The following is a 19,265-nucleotide window of genomic DNA, read 5'->3' on the forward strand; positions in this document are numbered from 1 at the left end:
AGTCCCGGTGCGGCCTCAATCGTGCCGACGTGGATCCAGGGAGATCAGCCGGGTCGCATCGAGCAGGGCGGCGGGCAGGTGCACGCCGCCGGGCGCGGCCAGGTAACGGGCGCGCCAGACCGGGGCGAACTTCGATTTGAAGCGGCGCAGGCCGCTGAAGCCGTAGAAGCGTTCACCGTGCCGCGCGACCACGTTGGCGAAACGGTTCCAGCGCCCGGCCAGGCGATGCTGGGCGAGCCCGGACAGCGGCGCCATGCCCAGCGAGAAGCGGTGGAAGCCCTGCGCGCGGCCCCACAGGAACAGTTCGATGAACAGGAAATCCATGGTGCCCTTGGGCGCATCGTCGACGTGCCGCATCAGGTCGACCGACAGTTCATTGCCGGCCGGCGCCTGCCATAGATTGGCGAAGGCCACGATGCGGCCCTCGGCCTCGACCAGCGCCACCGGGAAGCGGGACAGGTAGGCCGGGTCGAAGCTGCCCAGGGAGAAGCCCTTTTCATCACCGGCCTTGTCGTCCAGCCATTGCTGGGAGACCACCGACAGGGCCGGCAGCAGGGCCGGTACTTCCTCGGGGGGCGCGACGCGGAAGCTCAACCCGCCGCGCTTTCCGCGGTTCCAGGCCTGGCGCAGATCGGCGCGATCGCGGCCTTCCAGGGTGAAGTCCTGCAGCGGGACCATCGCCTCTTCGCCGAGTTTGACCAGGGTCAGGCCGAGATCGAGGTAGGTCTGCCAATGCGCTTCGCCCACCTGGTAGAACACCGGGCGCAGGCCGAGCCGGTCGGCTTCCTCGCGGAAGCGCCAGATCAGCGCACGCACCACCTCCGGCGGGCCGACCGGATCGCCCATCGCGATCAGCGAGCCGCCGTAGCGCTGCATCATCACGAAGCCGCGCTGCGCCTCGTCGCGCAGCACGGCCTTGTCCGCGGTGAGTACCAGGCAGGCCTGGGTGTCCTCGGCGGCGGCGAGGATCGGGGCGAGTGCGCCCAGCGTGGCGGCATCGGCGGCCGGCAGCGGGCTGCGCGTGCTGTGCAGCAACCGGGCCAGGCCGAAGATGGTCAGCGCGATCGCCACCAGCAACAGCGCCCGCAATGCACGCGGCGCGTTGCCCTGCAGCGCGAACTGCCACCACAGCTCGTTCTGGTATTCGACGTGGCTGTAGACGAAGAACAGCAGCCAGATCACCGCCACCAGCACCAGCCCGAGGTTGCGGATCCACGGCCACGACCAGGCCTCGTCCAGCAGCGCGCCCTGGCGGTAGAACTCACGGCGCGAGGCCCACAGCGCGGCAGCCACGAGCAGCGCCGACAGCGCGATCAATACCTGCCCGCCGCGCAGCCAGATCGGCAGCGGGGACAGCACGCAGATGCCGAGTGCCAGCATCCACGCGGCATGGCTGCGCCGCTGCAGGCCCTGACCGATCAGCAGCAGCGCGACACCGGCCAGACTGCCCAGCAGATGCGAGGTTTCCAGGATGGGCAGCGACGCGGTGATCAGGTGCCGACGAGGGGTCGGCAGGGTGCCGTCGATCACCAGCGCGGCGCCGACGCTGAACACCGCCAGCGCGATGATCTGCGGCAGCCACGGGCGCAGGGCGGTCCAGCCGACCCGGGTCGCACCGGCACCGGCGCGCAGCGGGCGACGCAGCGCGGGCGCCACCGCCAGCACCGTGGCCAGCAGAAGCGGCAGCACGTAGTAGGTCACGCGGTAGATCAATGCCGCCGCCAGCACCGCAGCGGGGGCTACCTGTGGCAACAGCTTCAACAGGCTCCACTCGAATACGCCCAGGCCGGCCGGCACGCTGGAGATCAGGCCGGCCAGCACCGCGACCAGGTACAGACCGACGAAACCGGGCAGCCCGGTCGGCGTATCCATCGGCAGCAGCACATAGAAGGCTGCGCTGGCCAGCACCAGTTCGACCACGCTCAGTGCCGTGACGCCGAGCATCGTGCGGCGATCCGGCAGCCACAACGCATGCCCGCGGATGCGGAAACTGCGGCCCTCGCGCCCCACCAGCAGCACCGTGCCGGCATAGGCCAGCAGGCCAAGGACGCCGATCACACGCACCGCCTGCACCGGGATCGGCAACGCCAGCGCGGCCGCGCCGGGCTCAAGCACGAAGGCCAGCGCCAGCAGCAGCCAGGCGCCGAACATGAAGCCCAGCGTGCTCATCAACACCACCTGGCCGATCTCGCCGAGCGTCAGCCCCGCGCGACCATAGCCACGCAGGCGCACCGCACCGCCGGTGAGCGCGGCAAAGCCCAGCGTCTGCCCCAGCGTATGGGCGAGAAAGGCGGTGATGCCGACCCGCGCTGGATGCAGGCGTTTGCCGCTGCGGCGCAGGCCGATCGCATCGAAGCCGATCAGGCAGGCGTAGCTGGCCAGGCCGAGCAGCACGGTCAATGCGATCTGGCCGGCGCCGAGATGACGGAACGCCTCGCGGATCGCGCGGTAACCGTGTTCGTCGAATTCGTTGGCCAGCCCGCGCAGGGCCAGGGCCAGGATCACCAGCGGGATGACGACGGTTGCGGCGCGACGCCAGGGGGCGCGGGCCGGCGTGGGAGCAGGGGCGGTGTCGGTCATCGGTACAGCGTGCTCCGGGATGGGCGATGAAAGAGTCAACGGCGGGCGTGCCTGCCGGGTCCGGCAAATCGTGCGCCTGATGCCGACGCTTGCCAAGCGGCGGCGCTGTGCGTGCTGTGGCTGCTTTGCGCACCGGCCCCGGCAGGCGCACGCTGCATCGGTGACAATGCGGTTTCATCCAGAGGAGCAAACGCCATGTTGGAACGTTTCGACGTAGGTCCGCGCATGTCCGAAATGACCGTGCACAACAAGGTCGCGTATCTGTCCGGGCAGATCCCCGAAGACACCAGCCAGGACATCACCGGGCAGACCCGTCAGGTGCTGGAAGAGATCGACAAGCTGCTGGCACTGGTGGCCAGTGACAAGCAGCACATCCTGCGCGCGGAAATCTTCCTGGCCGACATCGGCGATTTCGCCGGCATGAATGCCGCGTGGGATGAGTGGGTGGTGGCAGGCATGACCCCGGCGCGCGCGACCGTGGAAGCCAAGCTGGCCGACCCGAGCTGGAAAGTGGAGATCGTGGTGACGGCGGCCCTGCCGTAACCGTGCCGTGAAGCAGGGGCGCCATGGAGATCGACGCATCGCCATGCGCCCCGCTGTCACGAGCAGGGCCGTAGCCGGCCCTACCGCGTTACGCTGACCAGTGCGATGCAGTCCACCGGGCACGGCGGGATGCACAGTTCGCAGCCGGTGCACAGATCGGCAATGACCGTGTGCATGTACTTGGCACCGCCGACGATCGCATCGACCGGGCACGCCTGGATGCACTTGGTGCAGCCGATGCAGTCCGCTTCGATCACCACCGCGACCTGCGGTGCCTTGTGTTCGCCGCGCGAGCGGTCGAACGGCAGCGCGACGACCCCCAGCACATCCGCCAACGCGCGTGCGCCGGCATCGCCGCCTGGTGGGCAATGATCGACGCCCGCCTCGCCGCGTGCCATCGCCTCGGCGTACGGGCGGCAGCCGTCGTAGCCGCATTGCCCGCATTGGGTCTGTGGCAACAGCCGGTCAAGGCGTTCGGTGAGGGTGTCGATGGGAAGACTCATGGCGTGGCGGTGGCTGCGCGGTGGGGCATCAGGCCCGGCTGTCCCGGGCGGGTGGGGCACTGGCTGGCGCCGTCCGGCGCGGCTTCATGGGTTTGCCGCGGTACCAGCGTTCGTGGGCGAGGGCGAGCATCGGGCGGTCCTCGCTGCTGTCGCCGTAGGCATGGATGCGCAGATAGCGCGGAAGGTCGAAGCGACGGCGGATCTGCGCCACCTTGTGCGGAGCACAGTCGCCCTCGGCATAGCGCCCGGTGAGGCACCCGTCGCGGCTCTCCAGCCGGTTGCAGATCAGCTCCAGCCCCATCGCTTCGCACCACGGGCGCAGGTACAGGTCCAGCGAGCCGGACACGATCACCACCGTGTGCTGCTGCTTGAGGTGCCACTGGATCTGCTCAAGCATCTCCGGCCGCATCACGCCGGGCAGCACGTCACGCGCGTAGCCGGCGGCCTGCGCGGTGATGTCCTCCAGATGGCGATCGGTGAAGGTCAGGCGGGTGACGCGGCGGCGGAGCCGTTCGGCCGAGATCAGCTTCAGGCGATAGGCCAGCAGCCACGGGCCCACTTTCCACCAGGCCTGCGCGAGCTGTTCGGGGGTGGCCACACGGCGCAGGAAACGCCCGTAGGTATCGCAGGTGGTGACCGTGTGGTCGAAATCGAACAGCGCCAGTTCCAACCCACACCTCCAGGCAGAAAAGCGTGGCAGGGCGACCGGGTGGCCGCCCTGCCGTCGCGGTCAGCGGACCGGCATGCCCGGCAGCGCGGCGCTGTCGGCGTCCAGCAGGGCGAGTGCGCCGCCGTCGAAACCGGCCGACAGGATCATGCCTTCGCTCAGGCCGAAGCGCATCTTGCGCGGGGCCAGGTTGGCGATGAACACCACGCTGCGGCCGACCAGCTGCTCCGGCTCGCCGTAGCTGGCGCGGATGCCGGAGAAGATCTGGCGCTTGCCCAGGTCACCGGCGTCGAGTTCGAAGCGCAGCAGCTTGTCCGAGCCCTCCACGAACTCGCAGACCAGCACCTTGCCGATACGCAGATCCAGCTTGGCGAAGTCGTCGATGCCGATGTAGGCCGGCGCGGCCTCGCCATCGGTGGCTACCGCCGGTGCCGGTGCGGCAGCGGGCTTGGCCGGCTTGGCCGGGGCGGCGGGGGCCGGGGTGGCGGCCTGCAGGGTGTCCTTGGAAGCGTCGGTCATGGCGTCGATTTTTTTCGGGTCGATACGGGTGAACAGGGGCTCGTACACCGCGATGGTGTGCGCGGTCAGCGGGGTGGCGATGTCGGTCCAGGCCTGCACCGGCGCGGCCAGGAAGGCCTCGGCCTGCGCAGCGGTGGCCGGCAGCACCGGCTTGAGCGCGGTAACCAGCACACGGAACAGGTTCAGGCCCTGGGTGCAGACCGACTGCAGCTGCGCATCGGCGCCGTCCTGTTTGGCGATCACCCACGGCTTTTCATCGTCGATGTAGCGGTTGGCTTCATCGGCCAACGCCATGGTCTGGCGCAGTGCACTGGCCGGATCATTGCGTTCGTACGCCTCGCGGATCGGCGCCAGCGCGGCGACGAAGCGGTCGTACTGGGCGGCATCGGTCAGCGCAGCGGCCAGGCGGCCCTCGAAGCGCTTGCTGATGAAGCCGGCGCAGCGGCTGGCCAGGTTGACGAACTTGCCGACCAGATCCGCGTTGACGCGCGCGATGAAGTCGCCCAGGTTCAGGTCGAGATCGTCCACGCCGCCGGAGGACTTGGCCGCGAAGTAATAGCGCAGCGCTTCGGGTTCCAGCCCGGCATCCAGGAAGGTGCGCGCCATCACGAAGGTGCCGCGCGACTTGGACATCTTCGCGCCATCCACGGTCAGGTAGCCGTTGACGTGCAGGCGGGTCGGGGCGCGGTGGCCGGTGCCGTGCAGCACCGCCGGCCAGAACAGGCCGTGGAAGTTCACGATGTCCTTGCCGATGAAGTGGTGCAGCTCGGTGCTGGTGCCCGCGCGCAGGTGCGCCTCGAAGTCTTCGCCGGTCTTCGCGCACAGCGTCTGGAAGCTGGACAGATAGCCGATCGGTGCATCCAGCCAGACATAGAAGTACTTGCCCGGGTGGCCGGGAATCTGGAAGCCGAAGTACGGCGCATCGCGCGAGATGTCCCACGCGCGCAGGCCACCGTCGGCATTGAGCCACTCACCCAGCTTGGCCTTCACGCCCGGCAGGGCGACGTCGCCGGCCAGCCACTCGCGCAGGAAGCTTTCGAAGCGGCCGACCTCGAAGAAGAAATGCTCCGAATCGCGGATTTCCGGCGTCGCGCCGGAGATCACCGATTTCGGGTCTTTGAGATCGGTCGGGCTGTAAGTGGCGCCGCAGACTTCGCAGTTGTCGCCGTACTGGTCCGGGGTGCCACAGTTCGGGCAGATGCCCTTGATGTAGCGGTCCGGCAGGAACATGCCCTTGGCCGGGTCGTAGAACTGGGCCACGGAGCGGCGCGCGATGTGGCCTTCCGCCTCGAGCTTGAGGTAGAAGGCTTCGGTCAGCGCCTTGTTGGCCGCCGAGTTGGTCGAGTCGTAATGGTCGAACGCGACGCCGAACGCGGCGAAATCGCGCTCATGGCTGGCCTGGATGCTGGCGATGAAGGCTTCCGGGGTCACGCCGGCCTTCTCGGCCGCGAGCATGATCGGGGTGCCATGGGTGTCATCGGCGCAGACGAACCAGGTCTTGCCGCCGCTCATTCGACGCGCGCGCACCCAGATGTCAGCCTGGATGTAGCCGACCAGGTGGCCCAGGTGCAGCGGGCCGTTGGCGTAGGGCAGGGCGGTGGTGACGAGAGCGGTGCGGGTCATGGTGAGCGCTGTTGCCAGGGGAACCGGGGATTATCGCATGCCAAAACGCAGTAACCCGGCCGAAGCCGGGTTACCGGGGCTGGAACCTGCGCGGGGCTTACTCGCGCACCCAGGTCTGGGCGCGGCAGATGAAGGCCACGCAGCCGGACACGTCCAGCTTGGCGCCGCCGGTCTGCAGCTTCATCTTGGACTTGTAGGTCTTGCCGTTGCCCGGGTCCAGGATGGTGCCGCCGGACCAGGCGTTGGCGCCATCGGCCTTGAGGTTCCACAGGATGGTCATGCCCTTGACCGGCTTGTTCTTGTTGGCGCCCTCGCAGCCATCGCAGACCGGGTTGGGGCCCTTGTCCGAGTGCAGGATGTCCACGACCTTGCCGGTCAGGGTGCCGTTGGTGGCCTGGGTGATCTCCACGATCGACTTCACCTTGCCGGTCTTGTCATCGATGGTCTTCCAGCGGCCGACGGCGCCATCGGCGGCGCTGGCCGACAGGGCGGCCATCATCAGCGGCAACGCCAGCAACAGGGTCTTGAAGGTCTTGCGCATGTTCCCCTCCCAGGGATGTCCGTGAACGCCGGCGCAGGCGGCCGGTACAAGGCCGACTGTATACCCATTCGCTCCGGTACGGAACGTGCCCGGCGCACGGTTCAGCCGGCGTCGGCCGGGATCTCGTACAGCTCCAGCGGCAGGTTGTCGGGATCGGCGAAGAAGGTGAACCGGCGCCCGGTGTACTCGTCCACCCGGATCGGCTCGCAGGCCACCCCGGCCGTGGCCAGGCGTTCGATCATGGGCTCCAGCAGGTGCACGCGGAAGGCCAGGTGGCGCAGGCCCTGGGCCTCGGGGCGGCTGGGGCGCGGCGGCGCCCCCGGGAACGAGAACAGCTCCAGCTGGCTGCCGTCGGGCAGGGCCAGGTCGAGCTTCCAGGAATCGCGCGCCGCGCGGTAGTTCTCGGCGATCACCCGCAAACCGAGCACGCGGGTATAGAAGTCCTTGGAGCGGGCGTAATCCGAGGCGATCAGGGCCACGTGGTGGATGCCGGTCAGCGGGGAGGTGTCCAAAGCGTTCATTGCAGGGTGTCCAGCCAGCGCCGGGCGATCTGCAGCGCCAGCGGATAGGGTTCGGGTGCGTTGCGGTTGCTGAGCACGATCACGGTGAGGCGCTGCGCCGGGTAGCGCAGGATCACGTTGCGGAAACCGATGCTCTCGCCGCTGTGCCAGTGTGCGCCGCCGTTGAGGCGCCAACCGAAGCCGTAGAACGGCACGTCCGGTTCGGCGGTGGGCGTGGCAGGGGAGAACATCTGCGTCAGCGATGTCGCTTTCAGCAGCCGCTGGTCATACAGCGCGGCATCCCACCGGGCCAGATCGTCCACCGAGGAATAGATGCCGCCATCCCCCAGCACCGCACTCGTCAGGCTCTGGTCGGTGCGCTGCCAGCGCCCGTCGACCTCGCTGTAGCCATAGGCGCGACGGGCGATATCGTCCACCCCGTCCTGATGGGCCACGCTGTCGCGCATGCCCAGCGGCAGGAAAATCCGCTGGCGCAGGAAGGTCGCGAAATCGCTGCCGGAGGCCTTGCCGACCACCAGCGCCAGCAGCGCGTAGCCGCTGTTGCTGTAGCGGTAGGCCGTGCCGGGTGTGAAGTACGTCCGGTCCTGAGCCTCCAGCAGATGCAGCACATCCTGGTCATGCACCTGCGCGGTCGCGTCGGCGGCCATCAGGTCTTCGTAGTCGAGCAGGCCGCTGGTGTGGCTGAGCAGCTGGCGCAGGGTGATCGCATCGGCGGCGGCCGGCAACGAGGGCAACCAGCGCTTCAGCGGATCATCCAGAGTAAGCGCGCCGTCCTCGGCCAGCAGCAGGATCGCTGCGGCGGTGAACTGCTTGCTGACCGAGGCCAGCCGGAAGTTGGTCTGTGCGGTCACGGCGGTGCGATCTTCCAGCACCGCCAGCCCGTAGCCGCGCCGGAACACCGGTTTGCCATCGTGCAGGACCAGTACCGCGGCGCCCGGCACCTGGCCGTCGTAGCGCTGCATCAGGGCATCAATGCCTGGATCCGGCGGTGTCAGCGTCGGCGCGGCCATCACTGAACCGCTGCCGGCGATGCACATCGCGCCGATCCACCCACGTAGATGCCGCACGATGTGCATGTCCGGTTCCTTCTGCGCTCAGGGCGCGGGCGTTGCCGCACCGTTCTGGCTGGCGATCCAGCGGGCGATCTTGGCCTCCAGGATATCCAGCGGCATCGAACCGTCGCGCAGCACTTCCTCATGGAAGCGACGTGCATCGAAACGCGGCCCCAATGCCGCCTTGGCCTTGTCGCGCAGCTCCATCATCTTCAGCTCGCCCAGGCCGTTGGCCAAGGTCTGCCCGGGCAGGGCCATGAAGCGCTCGACTTCGGCATTGGCATCGCTGGCACTCATGTCCGCAGTCTTGACCAGGTAGTCCACGGCCTGGCGCTTGCTCCAGCCCTGCGCGTGCACGCCGGTGTCGGCGGACATGCGTGCGGCGCGGGTCAATGCGGCCTGGAGATAGCCGATGCGTTCGTACGGATCCTGATAGACGCCCAACTGCTCACCCAGCGATTCGGCGTACAGGCCCCAGCCTTCCACGAAGGCGATATCGCCGCCAAGGCGACGGAAGCGCGGCAGCTTGTCCAGCTCCTGCTGCAGGCCCAGCTGCACGTGGTGGCCGGGAATGCCTTCGTGCAGGAACTGCATCGGTGCGGCCCAGCGGCGGCGGCTCGGCAGGTCGCCGGTGTTGATGTACAGCACGCCCGGGCGCATGCCGTCCGGCAGCGGCTGCTGGTAGCTCACTGCGCCGGCGGTGGCGGCACGCTCGGGCTCCACCGCGCGGATCTCCATCGGCGCCTTGGGCAGCGTGCCGAGCAGGGCCGGCAGGCGCGCATTGACTTGGCTCTGCAGCTGCTTGTAGCGGTTGATCAGTGCATCGGCGTTGGCGTACTGGAAATCGCGGTCGGTGCGCATCGTGCGCAGCAGCTTCTGCTGCGAGCCGCGGATCCGGTTGTCTTTCATGATCGTGGCGATCTGTGCCTGCAGCGAGGCCACGCGCTGTTCGGCCAGTGCGTGGATCTGCTCGGGCGTCAGCGTGGAGGCCGTGCTCTGCACGATGGTCTGCGCATACCAGGCCTTGCCGCCGGGCAGGCCGGCCAGGCCATCGGTGCTGCGCGCGGCGGGCAGGTACTCGGTGGCGATGAAGCCGCGCAGGGCGCGGTAGGACGGCATGATGCGCAACTCGATCATGCGCTTGTACTCGGCCGTGATGCGCGCCTTGTCAGCCTCGGGGAAATCCTCGGGCAGATTGCGCACCGGCGCCCAGAAGATGCTTTCCTCGGCGGTGGGCTTGATCACCGCATCCAGCTGCGGCAGCACTTTTTCCATCAGGTCGCGCGGCTGCACCACGCCGGCAGCCATGCCTTGGCGCATGTTGGCGATGGCCTGTTCGAACAGTGCGGAGATGCCCAGCGAACGGCGCGACCAGCCGTCGTAATCCTGCACCGTGTTGAACGGCTGGGCGCCGGAGCCGGAGCCGAGAATGGCCATGATGCTGCCCAGGTTGTAGTACTGGCTCACCGGCAGCATCCAGCCCGGGAACTGTTCGGCCGCCAGCGACATGCGCGCATCGCGCACGAAGATTTCGTAGCTGAGCAGGTCCTGGCCGGTCAGGCCATCCGGGCCGATCTTCTCGACCTTGCCCAGCCATTCCACGGTGAAATCATGCGATTGCTGGCGGTACGCGGCCGAGAGGATGTTGGGGAGTTGATCGTTGTGGCGGCTGTCGCCCTGGAAAGTGGCCTGCAGCGGGTTGAGCCGCATCGAGGCATCCCAGTACTCATCATAGATCCGGTCCAGCTGCGCGGCCTTGCTCTGCTGGCGTACCAGCGGCTGGCGGGCAGGGGCGGCGGCCGGGCGTGCACGCGGCTTGGCCTTGGGCTTGGCGGCGGGCCGGGACTGGGCCGCGGCGGGCCGGGTGGCCTTTTTCTTGGCGGCTTCGGCCGGAGCGGCGGCACTGAAGGCCATCAGTACGGCGATGGCAAGCGCCAGGGCGCGGGCGGGGTGGGGCATCGGCTGTTTCCGTAAACGCACAGACGAGGGAGCTTGCCCGATTCGCCTGCGTACGGCCAGCATCGGCCCCCGGTCAGCTTTGTCATGTACGGCGCGCGGTCAGCTGCGGCAGCGCGAGGCTGCCGCCACGCTCAACGATCGCCGGCGCGGGTGAACGGCATGGTTTCCGGCGCGACCGCACCGCCGGAGATAATGAAGCTCATCGCCTGGTCCACGGTCCAGTCGGTCGGGGTCAGCAGCTCGACCGGCACGATTTCCAGATAGCCCGAGGTCGGATTGGGGGTGGTCGGCACGTACACCGCGGCCAGCTCGCGCCCACTGCCTTCTTCCTTCATCACCCGCGTGACCAGCCCGACCGACTTCATGTCCCGGTGCGGGAAATCGATCAGCACCACGCGCTGGGTGCTGCCCGGTTCGGTCTGCAGCATGTCCAGCAGTTTCTTGGCGCTGTCATAGATGATGCTGGCCAACGGGATGCGCTTGATCACCGCGCCGAACCAGCGCAGCAGGCGCTGGCCGATCACGCGGCGGCTGAGCACACCCACCGAGAGGATGACCAGCAACGTGGCGGCCAGGGCGATGATGTCCTGCATCCACTCGACCTTGATCCAGCCCAGGTAATGCGGGAAGGAGGCGGCGATCTGCTCCGACAGCGGCACCACCAGCGGGCTGGAGATGCCCGAGAGCAGCACGAACACGAATTTGACCACCACCCAGGTCAGCCAGATCGGCAGCAGGGTCAGCAGGCCGGTCAGGAACAGGCGTTGCACGGAGGGGCGCGGAACGAGTTGGGGGGCTTCGGGCGACATCCGCGCATTGTAGCGGCGGCGATGCCCGGTTTACGCTGCCGATCCCCGCAGGACGCGGGTACGGGGAGAATGCTGTGTTGAGGAATGGACTGAAATGGGTGGGCATCTCGATCCTGAGCCTGGTGCTGGCCGTGGTGGGACTGTGGGCAGCCTCCCGGTTCTGGCCGCTGCCGGCACAACAGCGCGAGGCGATGCGGCTGCTGCAGGCGCCCGTGCCCACGAACGGCGGGAACGGCTTCTCCGCGTTGTGGACCCTGCGCTATGACGGGCTGGATGCCAACGCACGCGAGGCGGTGCTGGCGCAGGATGTGGAGCGTTGGCGCACTGGTACGCCCGGCCAGCGGCCGGTGGACTCCAGCTCGGAAGGACGCTACCCCGCTACGCCGCTGCCCGCGCTGGCGCGGTGTGGCCGACGGGGCATGGGCTGCCTTGCGGCGGTGCGCGCCGACCCGGAGCGTTTCGCCGCCGCGCATGCCGGTCATGATGCGCTTCACCAGCGCGTGGCCGCGATTGCCGGCCATGGGCACTTTGTCTCCCCGTTCATGCCGTTCGATACCGACCCGATGGTGCCGCTGCCGGTCTTCCACCCGATGCTCGACCCGGTATCGGCGCATGCGCTTGCCCACGTGCGTGGCGACAGTGGTGCCGCACTCGCTGGTGCCTGTGCGGACATCCTCAGTGGGCGCCGGATGACGGGGCAGGGCGATACGCTGATCACCAGCATGATCGGCGCGGCGGTGGTGGAGACCAACGCGCGGCTGCTGGCCGACATCCTGGTCGAACTGCCCGCCGATGCGACGCTGCCTGCGGCCTGTGAGGCCGCACTGACGCCCATGACCTCCGGCGAGCAGAGCCTGTGCATGGCGATGCGCGGTGAGTTCGCGCTGGCCGGGGCGGGGTTGCGCCTGGCCAGCGGAGACCCGAAGGGCAATCGCCTGCTGCTGGATGTGCCGCGTACCCAGGCGCGCATGGCGCCGCGCTACGCGTGGGCGTGCGCTGCCAGTGCCGAGCTGGTGGCCGCGCGCGATGCGCCTACCCCGATTCCCGGGCCGGCGCAGGATCGCTTTGCGTGCATCGCCAATCCGCTGGGCTGCAGCCTGGCCAATATTCCCGGGCCGGACATGCAGCAGTACGCGGGCCGCCCGCAGGACGCCGCCGCGATGCTGCGCCTGGTGGCGGCACAGCGCTGGCTGCGCCAGCAGCCTGGCGAGGCATCCGTGGCACTTGAGAGGTTGCCGGAGGCGCTGCGTTCGCCCACCCGGACCCCGGTGCTCAGCGACGATGGCCTGTGGCTGCAGGTGGACCGGCGCGTGGTGAAGGACGAGAGCGGGCCGACCCTGCAGGTGCCGATGCAGGCGCCGGCACATTGAACCGCGCGCGGTGCGCGGCGGTTCAGCGCCCCTCGGCGTCCGCCAGCGGTTCGAAGCTGCTGCCGTCGCCCACCGTCTCCAGGGTCCAGCGGCGCGGTGAGGTCAGCGTTTCCCAACGCACCGTTTCGCGATCGGCGTCGGTGCTGCCCTCGGCGTGGCGCACCCGGCGGGTCGAGTAATTGATGCTCAGGTCTTCGGTCTGCCCGGAGTTGCGCATCAACGAACTGCGGTCGTAGCCGATCAGCGCGAAGGCGCCATCCTGCCAGCGGAAGGTGAAGCTGGCCGAGCCGGTGGACCAGCTGCCGGCATTGGAAAAGAAGAACAGGGTGGTGCGCAGGGTGCCGCGCACGATCGAGACGCCCGCGCCGTCCTCGAATACGTCGGACAGGTTCGGCGCCTCATGGCGGGTGATCAGCGTGTGGTTCTGCGCGGCGAGCGCGTAGCCGTCCTGCGTGGCCCAGGCGATGGCAAGCAGGCGCGGATTGCTGTCCAGCGGGCTGATCCCGAAGCCATCGTGTTCGACGATGTTGCGCGGGTCCTGCTGGCGCAGCACCAGTACCAGGTCATCGCGCCTGTCACCGTTGAGGTCGCCGCTCAACTGCTGCTCGATACGCCAGCCGGCGGGCACGAAGCCGGCCGCGGAGGTGGCACTGGCCGGCAGCACCGGGTAGTCGACCGGCGGGATCCGCAGTTCCTGGCCAACGGCGGGCAGGGCGGTGAGCAGCAGGGTGATCAGAAGCGGCAGGCGCATGGTCGTCCGTGGGGTGGAGCCGGCGCGCGAGCATAGCAGCGCGCTGTCGTTCACCCCGCGCGCTGGCGCGCCCCGGGCTTGAGGCGCAGGTAGACCTGCTTGCGCACGCGCGCGATGACCTCGCCCTGGGCATCGACGATGTCATTGCTGAACCAGTGCAGGTATTTCCCGCCGTCGGCGGTGGCTGCGCGCAACTGGTCCAGCAGTGGCTCGTCCAGACGGAACTCGGCCGCCACCGTGCCGCGGCCCGGCTTGAGGAATTCGATCTCGCCGGCGCGGTCCCAGACGTAGTAATCGCGCCCCAGGTTCTGCATCACGGTGAGCATCCAGAACGGATCGGTCATCGCGAACAGGCTGCCACCGAAGTGGGTGCCGACGTAGTTGCGGTTCCACGGGCGCATGCGCAGCTCGACGCGCACATGGCGGTAGTCCGGGCTGACATCGGTCACGTGGATGCCGGTGAACAGGAACGGCGGCCACAGGTTGATGCCGTGGCGGAAGACAGCGGCCTTCATTCGGATCACGTCACGCTGGGGAAGTGATCGGAGTCTACCATTCGCTTGCGTATGGTGCTTGGCGGGGCTCAGCCCGGGCCGCCGTCATCGGCCGCATAGCCGTTCCGCCCGGCCGCCTTGGCCTGGTACAGCGCCGCATCGGCTCCTTCGAAGAAGTGACGCGGTTCGGTGCCCGGCGTCGGCACCCGGGTGAACACGCCGGCGCTCAGGGTGATATGGGTGGTCGCACCGCGGCCGGCCGGAATCTCCAGCCCCTGCGCCCGTGCGACCAGGTCCTGCACCACCTGCACCGCACCTTCCGGCGTCGTGTCGGGCAGGATCAACGCGAACTCGTCGCCGCCGAAGCGCGCGGCCATGTCGCGCGGGCGGCGCGCGTGCGCACGGATCTCCTGGGCGATCCGGCGCAGCACGGTGTCACCGGCCTGGTGGCCGAACTCGTCGTTGTGGCGCTTGAAGTGATCCACATCGATCAACACCAGGCTCAGCGGCCGCCCGCTGCGCCGACCGGCGTCGTGCTCGGCCTGCAGGGTCTGCTCGAAGCGCAGCCGGTTGCCCAGCCCGGTGAGCGCATCGCTGTTGGCCTGGCGACGCCAGGCGCTGACCCGCCACAGCGTCCAGGCCAGCAGCACGGCCAGCATGCCGGTCAGGGCCGCGGCCGGTGCGAACCACAGGTTGCCCGCGCGCAGCAGCACGAAGCTGAGCAGCAGCGTCAGCGGGAGGGCGAGCACGCCGATGAGCCATGCCCGCGGCAGCGTCAACAACAGGCAGCACAGCGCGACCAGCACCCCGGCGAGGGCGCTCTGCCATGCCGACGGCAGCGGGTTGATGACCTTGTCGGCCAGCAGCATCGAAGCGACGTTGGCCTGGTACTCGCTGCCACTCATCCAGCGCTCGCGGGTGGTGGGCGTCAGCAAGCGCGGCGCGATCCCGCTGGCAGTCGTTCCGACCAGCACCCGGCGCCCGCGCAGCAAGGCCGGATCAACCTCGCCGTTGAGTACGTCGGCATAGGAAACCTGCGGGAAGCGCTCGGGCGGGCCGGCGTAGCGCACGCGCACATAGTGGTCGCGCCGCCATTGATAGGGCGAGGCCAGATCGGGCTGGGGGTCATGCAGGCCCGGCAGCGGGCCGCGCGTGTCGGCCAGCGCCAGCCCCAGTGCCGGCCAGTGCGGTGAGCCGATCCCGGCGGTGAGGTACAGGCCACGGGCCACGCCATCGCCGTCGACTTCGATATCGCTGTGCCCCAGGCTGGCCGCGTTGGCGGCGATCAGCGGGATCGGCAGCAGTTCCTCGGCCATGCGCGGGCCACTGGCCGGGGCCGCCAGTACCGGCAGCACCACGTTCCCGTTGCGGCGGATCGCCGCGGCCAGTTCGGCATCCTGGGCGCTGTCCTGCCGGTCCGGCTCGGACAGCATCAGGTCCAGCACCACGCGCTCGGCGCGGGCGTCGGTGAGCCGGTCCAGCAGGCGCGCGTGGGTGCCGCGCGGCCACGGCCACTGGCCCAGCTGCTGCAGGCTGTTGTCGTCGATCGCCACGATCAGCAGGCGGGCGTCGGGGGTGTACTCCCACCCGCCGACGTAGGCGTCGTAGACCGCCTCGTCCTGCTTCCAGAACCATTGCCAGTGACTGGCCGCGACCGCCAGCGCACCGACCAGCGCGGCCAGCAGGAGGCGGTGGGGCCAGGGCAGGTGCAGCGGCGTCACAGCAGCAGCCACAACAGCAGCGCACTGCCCCCGGTGGCGTAGCAGGTGCGGCACGGCAGGGCGATCTGCTGTGCCGGCGAGAACGGCCCCACGTAACCGTCGTCGTCGATGTACTGCACGCGCACATGCAGGGTGCCGCGCCAGGGGCGTTTGATCGACACCTCCGGCTGGTCCAGTTCGCGATCCAGCAGCGGCGCACTGAAATCGCCGCGGCGGTCCAGCTGCACGCGATAGCGCTGGCCCGGTTCGCCCGCCTGCCAGCGCAGGGTCAGCTGGCCCTGGGCGGCTTCCGGCGGTTGCAGCGCCGGGTCGACCGGCTCGTCGGTGATGGTCAGCGGCAGCGGCTGGCCGAAGCGGCCGCGGTCGCCGTTGCGATCCACCGACGCCACGCGCCAGACATAGTCCCCCGGGGCCAGATCCAGGATGGGACGCAGGTGGGTGGCGCGGGTGTCCTGTTCAAGCAGGAGAGTGAGGAACTGCGGATCGCGGGCGATCTGCAGCACCGTGCGCTCGGCCTCGGCCACCCGGGTCCACTCGAAGCGCGGGCGCGCGCTGTTGAGGGTCTGCCCATGCAGCGGGCGCACGGTCAGCGGCGGGACCGGCTGATCGCGCACCAGGAAGTCCTGCCTGGCGTCCAGGCCTTCGACCTGCGCCGCGCTGACCGCCCGTACCAGCAGGCGCAGCTCGCCTGGCGGCAGGTCGGGCAGGGTGAGCGTTGTGGCAGCGGTATCGCGCCCGAACAGCAGCACCTCGGGTTGATCGGCGCGGACCACCTCGACCCGGTATCCGGCAGCGTTGTTGACCGGCTGCCAGGCCACGGCAGCCGGCAGGGTGGCGAGCCGCTGGGGCTCGGTCGCCATCACGGGCGCGGGCAGCAACGCCTCCAGGCCGGCCGGGCGCGTGTCCAGTGAGGGGCTGCGGGTGGCCTGGCCGCGGGTGACCAGGCGCTGGCCACGGCGGTTGCCGACCTGCACGCGGCCTTCCAGCACTTCGGTCGCCGCGCCACGGCCGTCCTGGCCGGCGCTGACCCGGAACACGGTGCCGCGCACGCTGCTGGTCGCGGTCGGTGCATCGATGATGTAACGCGAGGCCGGTCCGTTGGCAGGGGTCACCCGGTTGCTGGCGCGGCCCTGTTCCAGCCGCAGGCGGGTATCGACCATGCCGGTGTGCCCGTAGCGCGAGAGCTGATCGAAGCGCAGGCGCGAGCGCTCGCGCAGTTGAAGACGCGAATCATCGGCGAACACCACGGTGACGCTGGCGTCCTCGCCGGTGACCAGCTCCTGGCCGATCCGCAGCAGATCGCCTTCGATCACATCGCGACGGGGCTGGCCGTCGGCCTGGCTCTGCACCGGGCCGCGCACGGCGAGCACGCGTGCCGGCGCGGGCTGCACCTGCAGCCAGGCCACCGGGAAGCGCAGCTGGCTGCCGGGGGGCAGGCGGTAGGGATCGGCGATGCCGTTATGCGACTGCAGCTGTTCCCAGGCGATGGACGGCTTGAGGTAGCGGGCACTCAGGTCCCAGATCGTGTCGCCGGGACGCACCCGGTAGGTCCAGTCCTGTGCCAGCAGCGGCGCGGCGGACAGCAGCAACGCCACCAGCACCACAAGGCGGGCAGCCAAAGGGAAACGAGGCAATCGGGTCAATCTCACGGTCATTCACGGCCCTGCAAGGCGGGGCGCAGCCAAGTAGGCCGCCATGGCCCAGACCTCATCCTCCCCGATGGATCGCAGCCTCCAGTGGGCCGCGGCGGCATTATTGCCCGGGAGCCGTGCAGGGTTTCTGAACGTGATTCACGTCACACATCAAAGCTGCCAGTTGGGATAGGCAGGTTCGACTGGCCAGCGCCCCGAGAGGCGCTGGCCGCCGGCGATCAGAACAGCAGCGACGCCATGCGGCGGCGGTACTGGCCGACCAGATCTTCATCCTCGATTACCTTGAAGGCATCGATCAGCAGTTTGCGCGGACGCCCGTCGTCATAGGTGCGATCCCGGCGCAGCATGTCCAGGAACTGCTCCAGCGCAGCGGCGTCCTGGCCGGACAGCAGCAGCTGCACGCCGCGCAGGTGGCGGGCCTGCAGGTCGTCGCCGTTGGCCGCAATGCGCGCGTCCAGCACCTCCGCGGCCGGAGCCTCCTGCAGCGCACTGGCGAACTCCAGGCGGGCACGGGCGCGCACGGCGCGGTCATCGGTGGATAGATTGGCGGGGAGCGCATCGATCAGCGCGGTGGCCTCGGCGGTGGCGCCGGTCTGCAGCAGGGCCAGGGCGAGGTCGAGCTTGAGTTCTTCCTTGTCCGGCTCGGCGGCGATCGCCGCGCGCAGCACGTCGACCTGGGCCTGCGGATCCAGCGGGGGCGCCTCGAGGGCTTCTTCCTCGTCCGGGGCCGCCTCCAGCGGGACCACGCCATGCTGGGTCAGGAACTCGCGCAGTTGACCCTCCGGCACCGCACCGGGGAAGCCGTCCACGATCTGCCCGCCCTTGACCAGGAACACGGTGGGCACCGAACGGATCTGGAACGCGGCGGCGATCTGCTGTTCCTTGTCGACATCGACCTTGGCCAGCTCGAAGGCACCGTGGTATTCGCCCGCCAGCTTTTCCAGCATCGGGCCCAGGGTCTTGCAGGGGCCGCACCAGGTGGCCCAGAAATCGACCAGCACGGGGGTCTGCAGGGACTTCTGCAGGACCTCGGTCTCGAAGGTCTCGGTGGTGGCGTCAAAGACGTGGGGCAGATCGCTCATGGTTTCAAATCAACCGGGAAACTGGAGAGCAAGTGTATGGTGCCGGCCACGACCGGACGCAACCCCGGCCGACGGATCGGCCTGTAAGCGGCGACAATACGGGCCTTGTAACGCAGCCGGGTGAGCAACATGCAGGGAATCCAACGTTGGGAAGGGGCGCTCGGCATTGCCGCCGCCGTGTTGTTCGTGGGCGCGGTGCTGGGTTTCGGCGCGGCGCTGCCGCTGTTCGATCCGATCGGCCACCCGGTGGCGGTGCTGGGCGCGATGGGGGTGCCGCATGCGCTGGCCTTCAATATCGTCGGGTTCGCGTTGCCCGGCCTGCTGGCCAGCCTGGTGGCGCTACGCCTGCTGCTGCGGGTGCCGCGCACGGCGCCGTGGTCGATGCGCGTTGGCGCCCAGCTGCTGATGCTGGCCGGGGTCGGCTTCACCGCAATGGGCGTGCTGCCGCTGGATACCAGCGACCTGGACAACCCGGCCAGCCAATACCACGCCAGCGCGTGGATGGTCTGGGTGCTGGCCTTCGTGCCCGGGGCAGTGATGTCCGGGATCGGCGCGCTGCGGCTGCCGGCGTGGCGCGCGGTGGGCGCGCTGCACCTGGCCTGCGGGCTGGGCGTGCTGCTGGCGGCGTTCGCCCTGCAGGCCCTGCTGCCGGCACCGCTGGCCCAGCGCGTGGCCTTCGGTGCGTGGCTGGTCTGGCTGGTGGCGGTACTGCCGCTGGCCCCGGGTGCGCGCCGTGCCTGAGTGCGGTTCACCTGCCGCTGCGCCCCGGCACCGCGCCGGGGCCAGGGCAGGGCGATGACGTATTCGGCCAATCCCCAGTCAATTCAATGAGATGACGGGTTTGGGCGCTGCGGTGGGACACCTCGATTGGAGCCCTA

Annotated in this window: 17 protein-coding genes; 3 read left to right on the plus strand and 14 right to left on the minus strand. The window is 69.2% G+C overall.

The features are described 5' to 3' along the window. Positions 1-15: 15 nt before the first annotated feature. Complete coding sequence (gene mprF, locus POS15_RS02480; RefSeq protein WP_070471012.1) at positions 16-2,580, minus strand: bifunctional lysylphosphatidylglycerol flippase/synthetase MprF; 2,565 nt, start codon at positions 2,578-2,580, stop codon at positions 16-18. A 195-nt stretch (positions 2,581-2,775) separates the two neighbouring features. On the opposite strand from mprF, the gene POS15_RS02485 reads away from it, so the two are divergent. Continuing rightward, positions 2,776-3,123, plus strand: a complete 348-nt coding sequence (locus tag POS15_RS02485) for a RidA family protein (protein WP_019183404.1) — start codon at positions 2,776-2,778, stop codon at positions 3,121-3,123. Positions 3,124-3,203: 80 nt separating this feature from the next. Here the strand turns inward: POS15_RS02485 and rnfB are convergent, their stop codons facing one another. The 8 genes from rnfB to POS15_RS02525 form a co-directional block, all read right to left on the minus strand. Further along, positions 3,204-3,626 carry an Rnf electron transport complex subunit RnfB gene (gene rnfB, locus POS15_RS02490; RefSeq protein ID WP_019183403.1) on the minus strand — a complete coding sequence of 141 codons (423 nt, stop codon included), beginning with the start codon at positions 3,624-3,626 and terminating at the stop codon, positions 3,204-3,206. A 28-nt stretch (positions 3,627-3,654) separates the two neighbouring features. After that, positions 3,655-4,296, minus strand: a complete 642-nt coding sequence (locus POS15_RS02495) for an HAD-IB family phosphatase (protein WP_284128907.1) — start codon at positions 4,294-4,296, stop codon at positions 3,655-3,657. Between the two features lie 60 nt (positions 4,297-4,356). Further along, positions 4,357-6,435 carry a methionine--tRNA ligase gene (gene metG / locus POS15_RS02500; RefSeq protein ID WP_046273281.1) on the minus strand — a complete coding sequence of 693 codons (2,079 nt, stop codon included), beginning with the start codon at positions 6,433-6,435 and terminating at the stop codon, positions 4,357-4,359. A gap of 97 nt (positions 6,436-6,532) precedes the next feature. After that, on the minus strand, positions 6,533-6,976 hold the full coding sequence (locus tag POS15_RS02505; RefSeq protein ID WP_266085437.1) for a DUF2147 domain-containing protein: 444 nt from the start codon (positions 6,974-6,976) through the stop codon (positions 6,533-6,535). Between the two features lie 101 nt (positions 6,977-7,077). Next, positions 7,078-7,497: a VOC family protein gene (locus POS15_RS02510; RefSeq protein ID WP_046273280.1), complete on the minus strand. Its 420-nt coding sequence runs from the start codon at positions 7,495-7,497 to the stop codon at positions 7,078-7,080. Continuing rightward, on the minus strand, positions 7,494-8,573 hold the full coding sequence (locus tag POS15_RS02515) for a serine hydrolase domain-containing protein (RefSeq protein WP_284128908.1): 1,080 nt from the start codon (positions 8,571-8,573) through the stop codon (positions 7,494-7,496). The genes POS15_RS02510 and POS15_RS02515 overlap by 4 nt, the downstream gene beginning before the upstream one ends. A gap of 18 nt (positions 8,574-8,591) precedes the next feature. Continuing rightward, positions 8,592-10,508 (minus strand): DUF885 family protein, encoded by a 1,917-nt coding sequence (locus POS15_RS02520; RefSeq protein ID WP_284128909.1) that lies wholly within the window; start codon positions 10,506-10,508, stop codon positions 8,592-8,594. A gap of 131 nt (positions 10,509-10,639) precedes the next feature. Beyond that, positions 10,640-11,317 carry a DUF502 domain-containing protein gene (locus POS15_RS02525; protein ID WP_019183396.1) on the minus strand — a complete coding sequence of 226 codons (678 nt, stop codon included), beginning with the start codon at positions 11,315-11,317 and terminating at the stop codon, positions 10,640-10,642. Positions 11,318-11,415: 98 nt separating this feature from the next. Between POS15_RS02525 and POS15_RS02530 the strand changes: the two genes are divergently transcribed. Continuing rightward, on the plus strand, positions 11,416-12,687 hold the full coding sequence (locus POS15_RS02530) for a hypothetical protein (RefSeq protein WP_284128910.1): 1,272 nt from the start codon (positions 11,416-11,418) through the stop codon (positions 12,685-12,687). A gap of 22 nt (positions 12,688-12,709) precedes the next feature. Here POS15_RS02530 and POS15_RS02535 read toward each other — a convergent pair whose 3' ends face one another. The 5 genes from POS15_RS02535 to trxA all read right to left on the minus strand — a co-directional run bounded on the left by POS15_RS02535 (position 12,710) and on the right by trxA (position 18,387). Beyond that, the gene (locus POS15_RS02535; RefSeq protein WP_284128911.1) at positions 12,710-13,438 is read right to left on the minus strand and encodes a hypothetical protein; all 729 of its coding nucleotides are present in this window, start codon (positions 13,436-13,438) and stop codon (positions 12,710-12,712) included. A 50-nt stretch (positions 13,439-13,488) separates the two neighbouring features. Continuing rightward, positions 13,489-13,953, minus strand: coding sequence for a DUF4442 domain-containing protein (locus POS15_RS02540; protein ID WP_019183393.1), 465 nt, complete (start codon positions 13,951-13,953; stop codon positions 13,489-13,491). Positions 13,954-14,021: 68 nt separating this feature from the next. Beyond that, the gene (locus POS15_RS02545; RefSeq protein WP_284128912.1) at positions 14,022-15,653 is read right to left on the minus strand and encodes a CHASE2 domain-containing protein; all 1,632 of its coding nucleotides are present in this window, start codon (positions 15,651-15,653) and stop codon (positions 14,022-14,024) included. Continuing rightward, a complete protein-coding gene (locus tag POS15_RS02550; protein WP_284128913.1) occupies positions 15,650-17,272 on the minus strand; it encodes a FecR domain-containing protein in 1,623 nt (540 codons plus the stop codon). The genes POS15_RS02545 and POS15_RS02550 overlap by 4 nt, the downstream gene beginning before the upstream one ends. Before the next feature lie 251 nt (positions 17,273-17,523). Further along, positions 17,524-18,387 carry a thioredoxin gene (gene trxA / locus POS15_RS02555; RefSeq protein WP_266085420.1) on the minus strand — a complete coding sequence of 288 codons (864 nt, stop codon included), beginning with the start codon at positions 18,385-18,387 and terminating at the stop codon, positions 17,524-17,526. A gap of 129 nt (positions 18,388-18,516) precedes the next feature. Between trxA and POS15_RS02560 the strand changes: the two genes are divergently transcribed. Next, a complete protein-coding gene (locus tag POS15_RS02560) occupies positions 18,517-19,128 on the plus strand; it encodes a DUF998 domain-containing protein (protein ID WP_284128914.1) in 612 nt (203 codons plus the stop codon). Positions 19,129-19,265 lie beyond the last annotated feature (137 nt).

It is taken from the genome of Stenotrophomonas sp. BIO128-Bstrain (assembly GCF_030128875.1).
In the GTDB taxonomy this organism is placed as follows: Bacteria; Pseudomonadota; Gammaproteobacteria; order Xanthomonadales; family Xanthomonadaceae; genus Stenotrophomonas; species Stenotrophomonas bentonitica_A.

Excerpts from the sequence above, each read along its gene's own strand:
- mprF (WP_070471012.1), bottom strand. The coding sequence starts at position 2,580 with ATGACCGACACCGCCCCTGCTCCCACGCCGGCCCGCGCCCCCTGGCGT.
- POS15_RS02485 (WP_019183404.1), top strand. The coding sequence starts at position 2,776 with ATGTTGGAACGTTTCGACGTAGGTCCGCGCATGTCCGAAATGACCGTG.
- rnfB (WP_019183403.1), bottom strand. The coding sequence starts at position 3,626 with ATGAGTCTTCCCATCGACACCCTCACCGAACGCCTTGACCGGCTGTTG.
- metG (WP_046273281.1), bottom strand. The coding sequence starts at position 6,435 with ATGACCCGCACCGCTCTCGTCACCACCGCCCTGCCCTACGCCAACGGC.
- POS15_RS02505 (WP_266085437.1), bottom strand. The coding sequence starts at position 6,976 with ATGCGCAAGACCTTCAAGACCCTGTTGCTGGCGTTGCCGCTGATGATG.
- POS15_RS02510 (WP_046273280.1), bottom strand. The coding sequence starts at position 7,497 with ATGAACGCTTTGGACACCTCCCCGCTGACCGGCATCCACCACGTGGCC.
- POS15_RS02515 (WP_284128908.1), bottom strand. The coding sequence starts at position 8,573 with ATGCACATCGTGCGGCATCTACGTGGGTGGATCGGCGCGATGTGCATC.
- POS15_RS02520 (WP_284128909.1), bottom strand. The coding sequence starts at position 10,508 with ATGCCCCACCCCGCCCGCGCCCTGGCGCTTGCCATCGCCGTACTGATG.
- POS15_RS02525 (WP_019183396.1), bottom strand. The coding sequence starts at position 11,317 with ATGTCGCCCGAAGCCCCCCAACTCGTTCCGCGCCCCTCCGTGCAACGC.
- POS15_RS02535 (WP_284128911.1), bottom strand. The coding sequence starts at position 13,438 with ATGCGCCTGCCGCTTCTGATCACCCTGCTGCTCACCGCCCTGCCCGCC.
- POS15_RS02540 (WP_019183393.1), bottom strand. The coding sequence starts at position 13,953 with ATGAAGGCCGCTGTCTTCCGCCACGGCATCAACCTGTGGCCGCCGTTC.
- trxA (WP_266085420.1), bottom strand. The coding sequence starts at position 18,387 with ATGAGCGATCTGCCCCACGTCTTTGACGCCACCACCGAGACCTTCGAG.
- POS15_RS02560 (WP_284128914.1), top strand. The coding sequence starts at position 18,517 with ATGCAGGGAATCCAACGTTGGGAAGGGGCGCTCGGCATTGCCGCCGCC.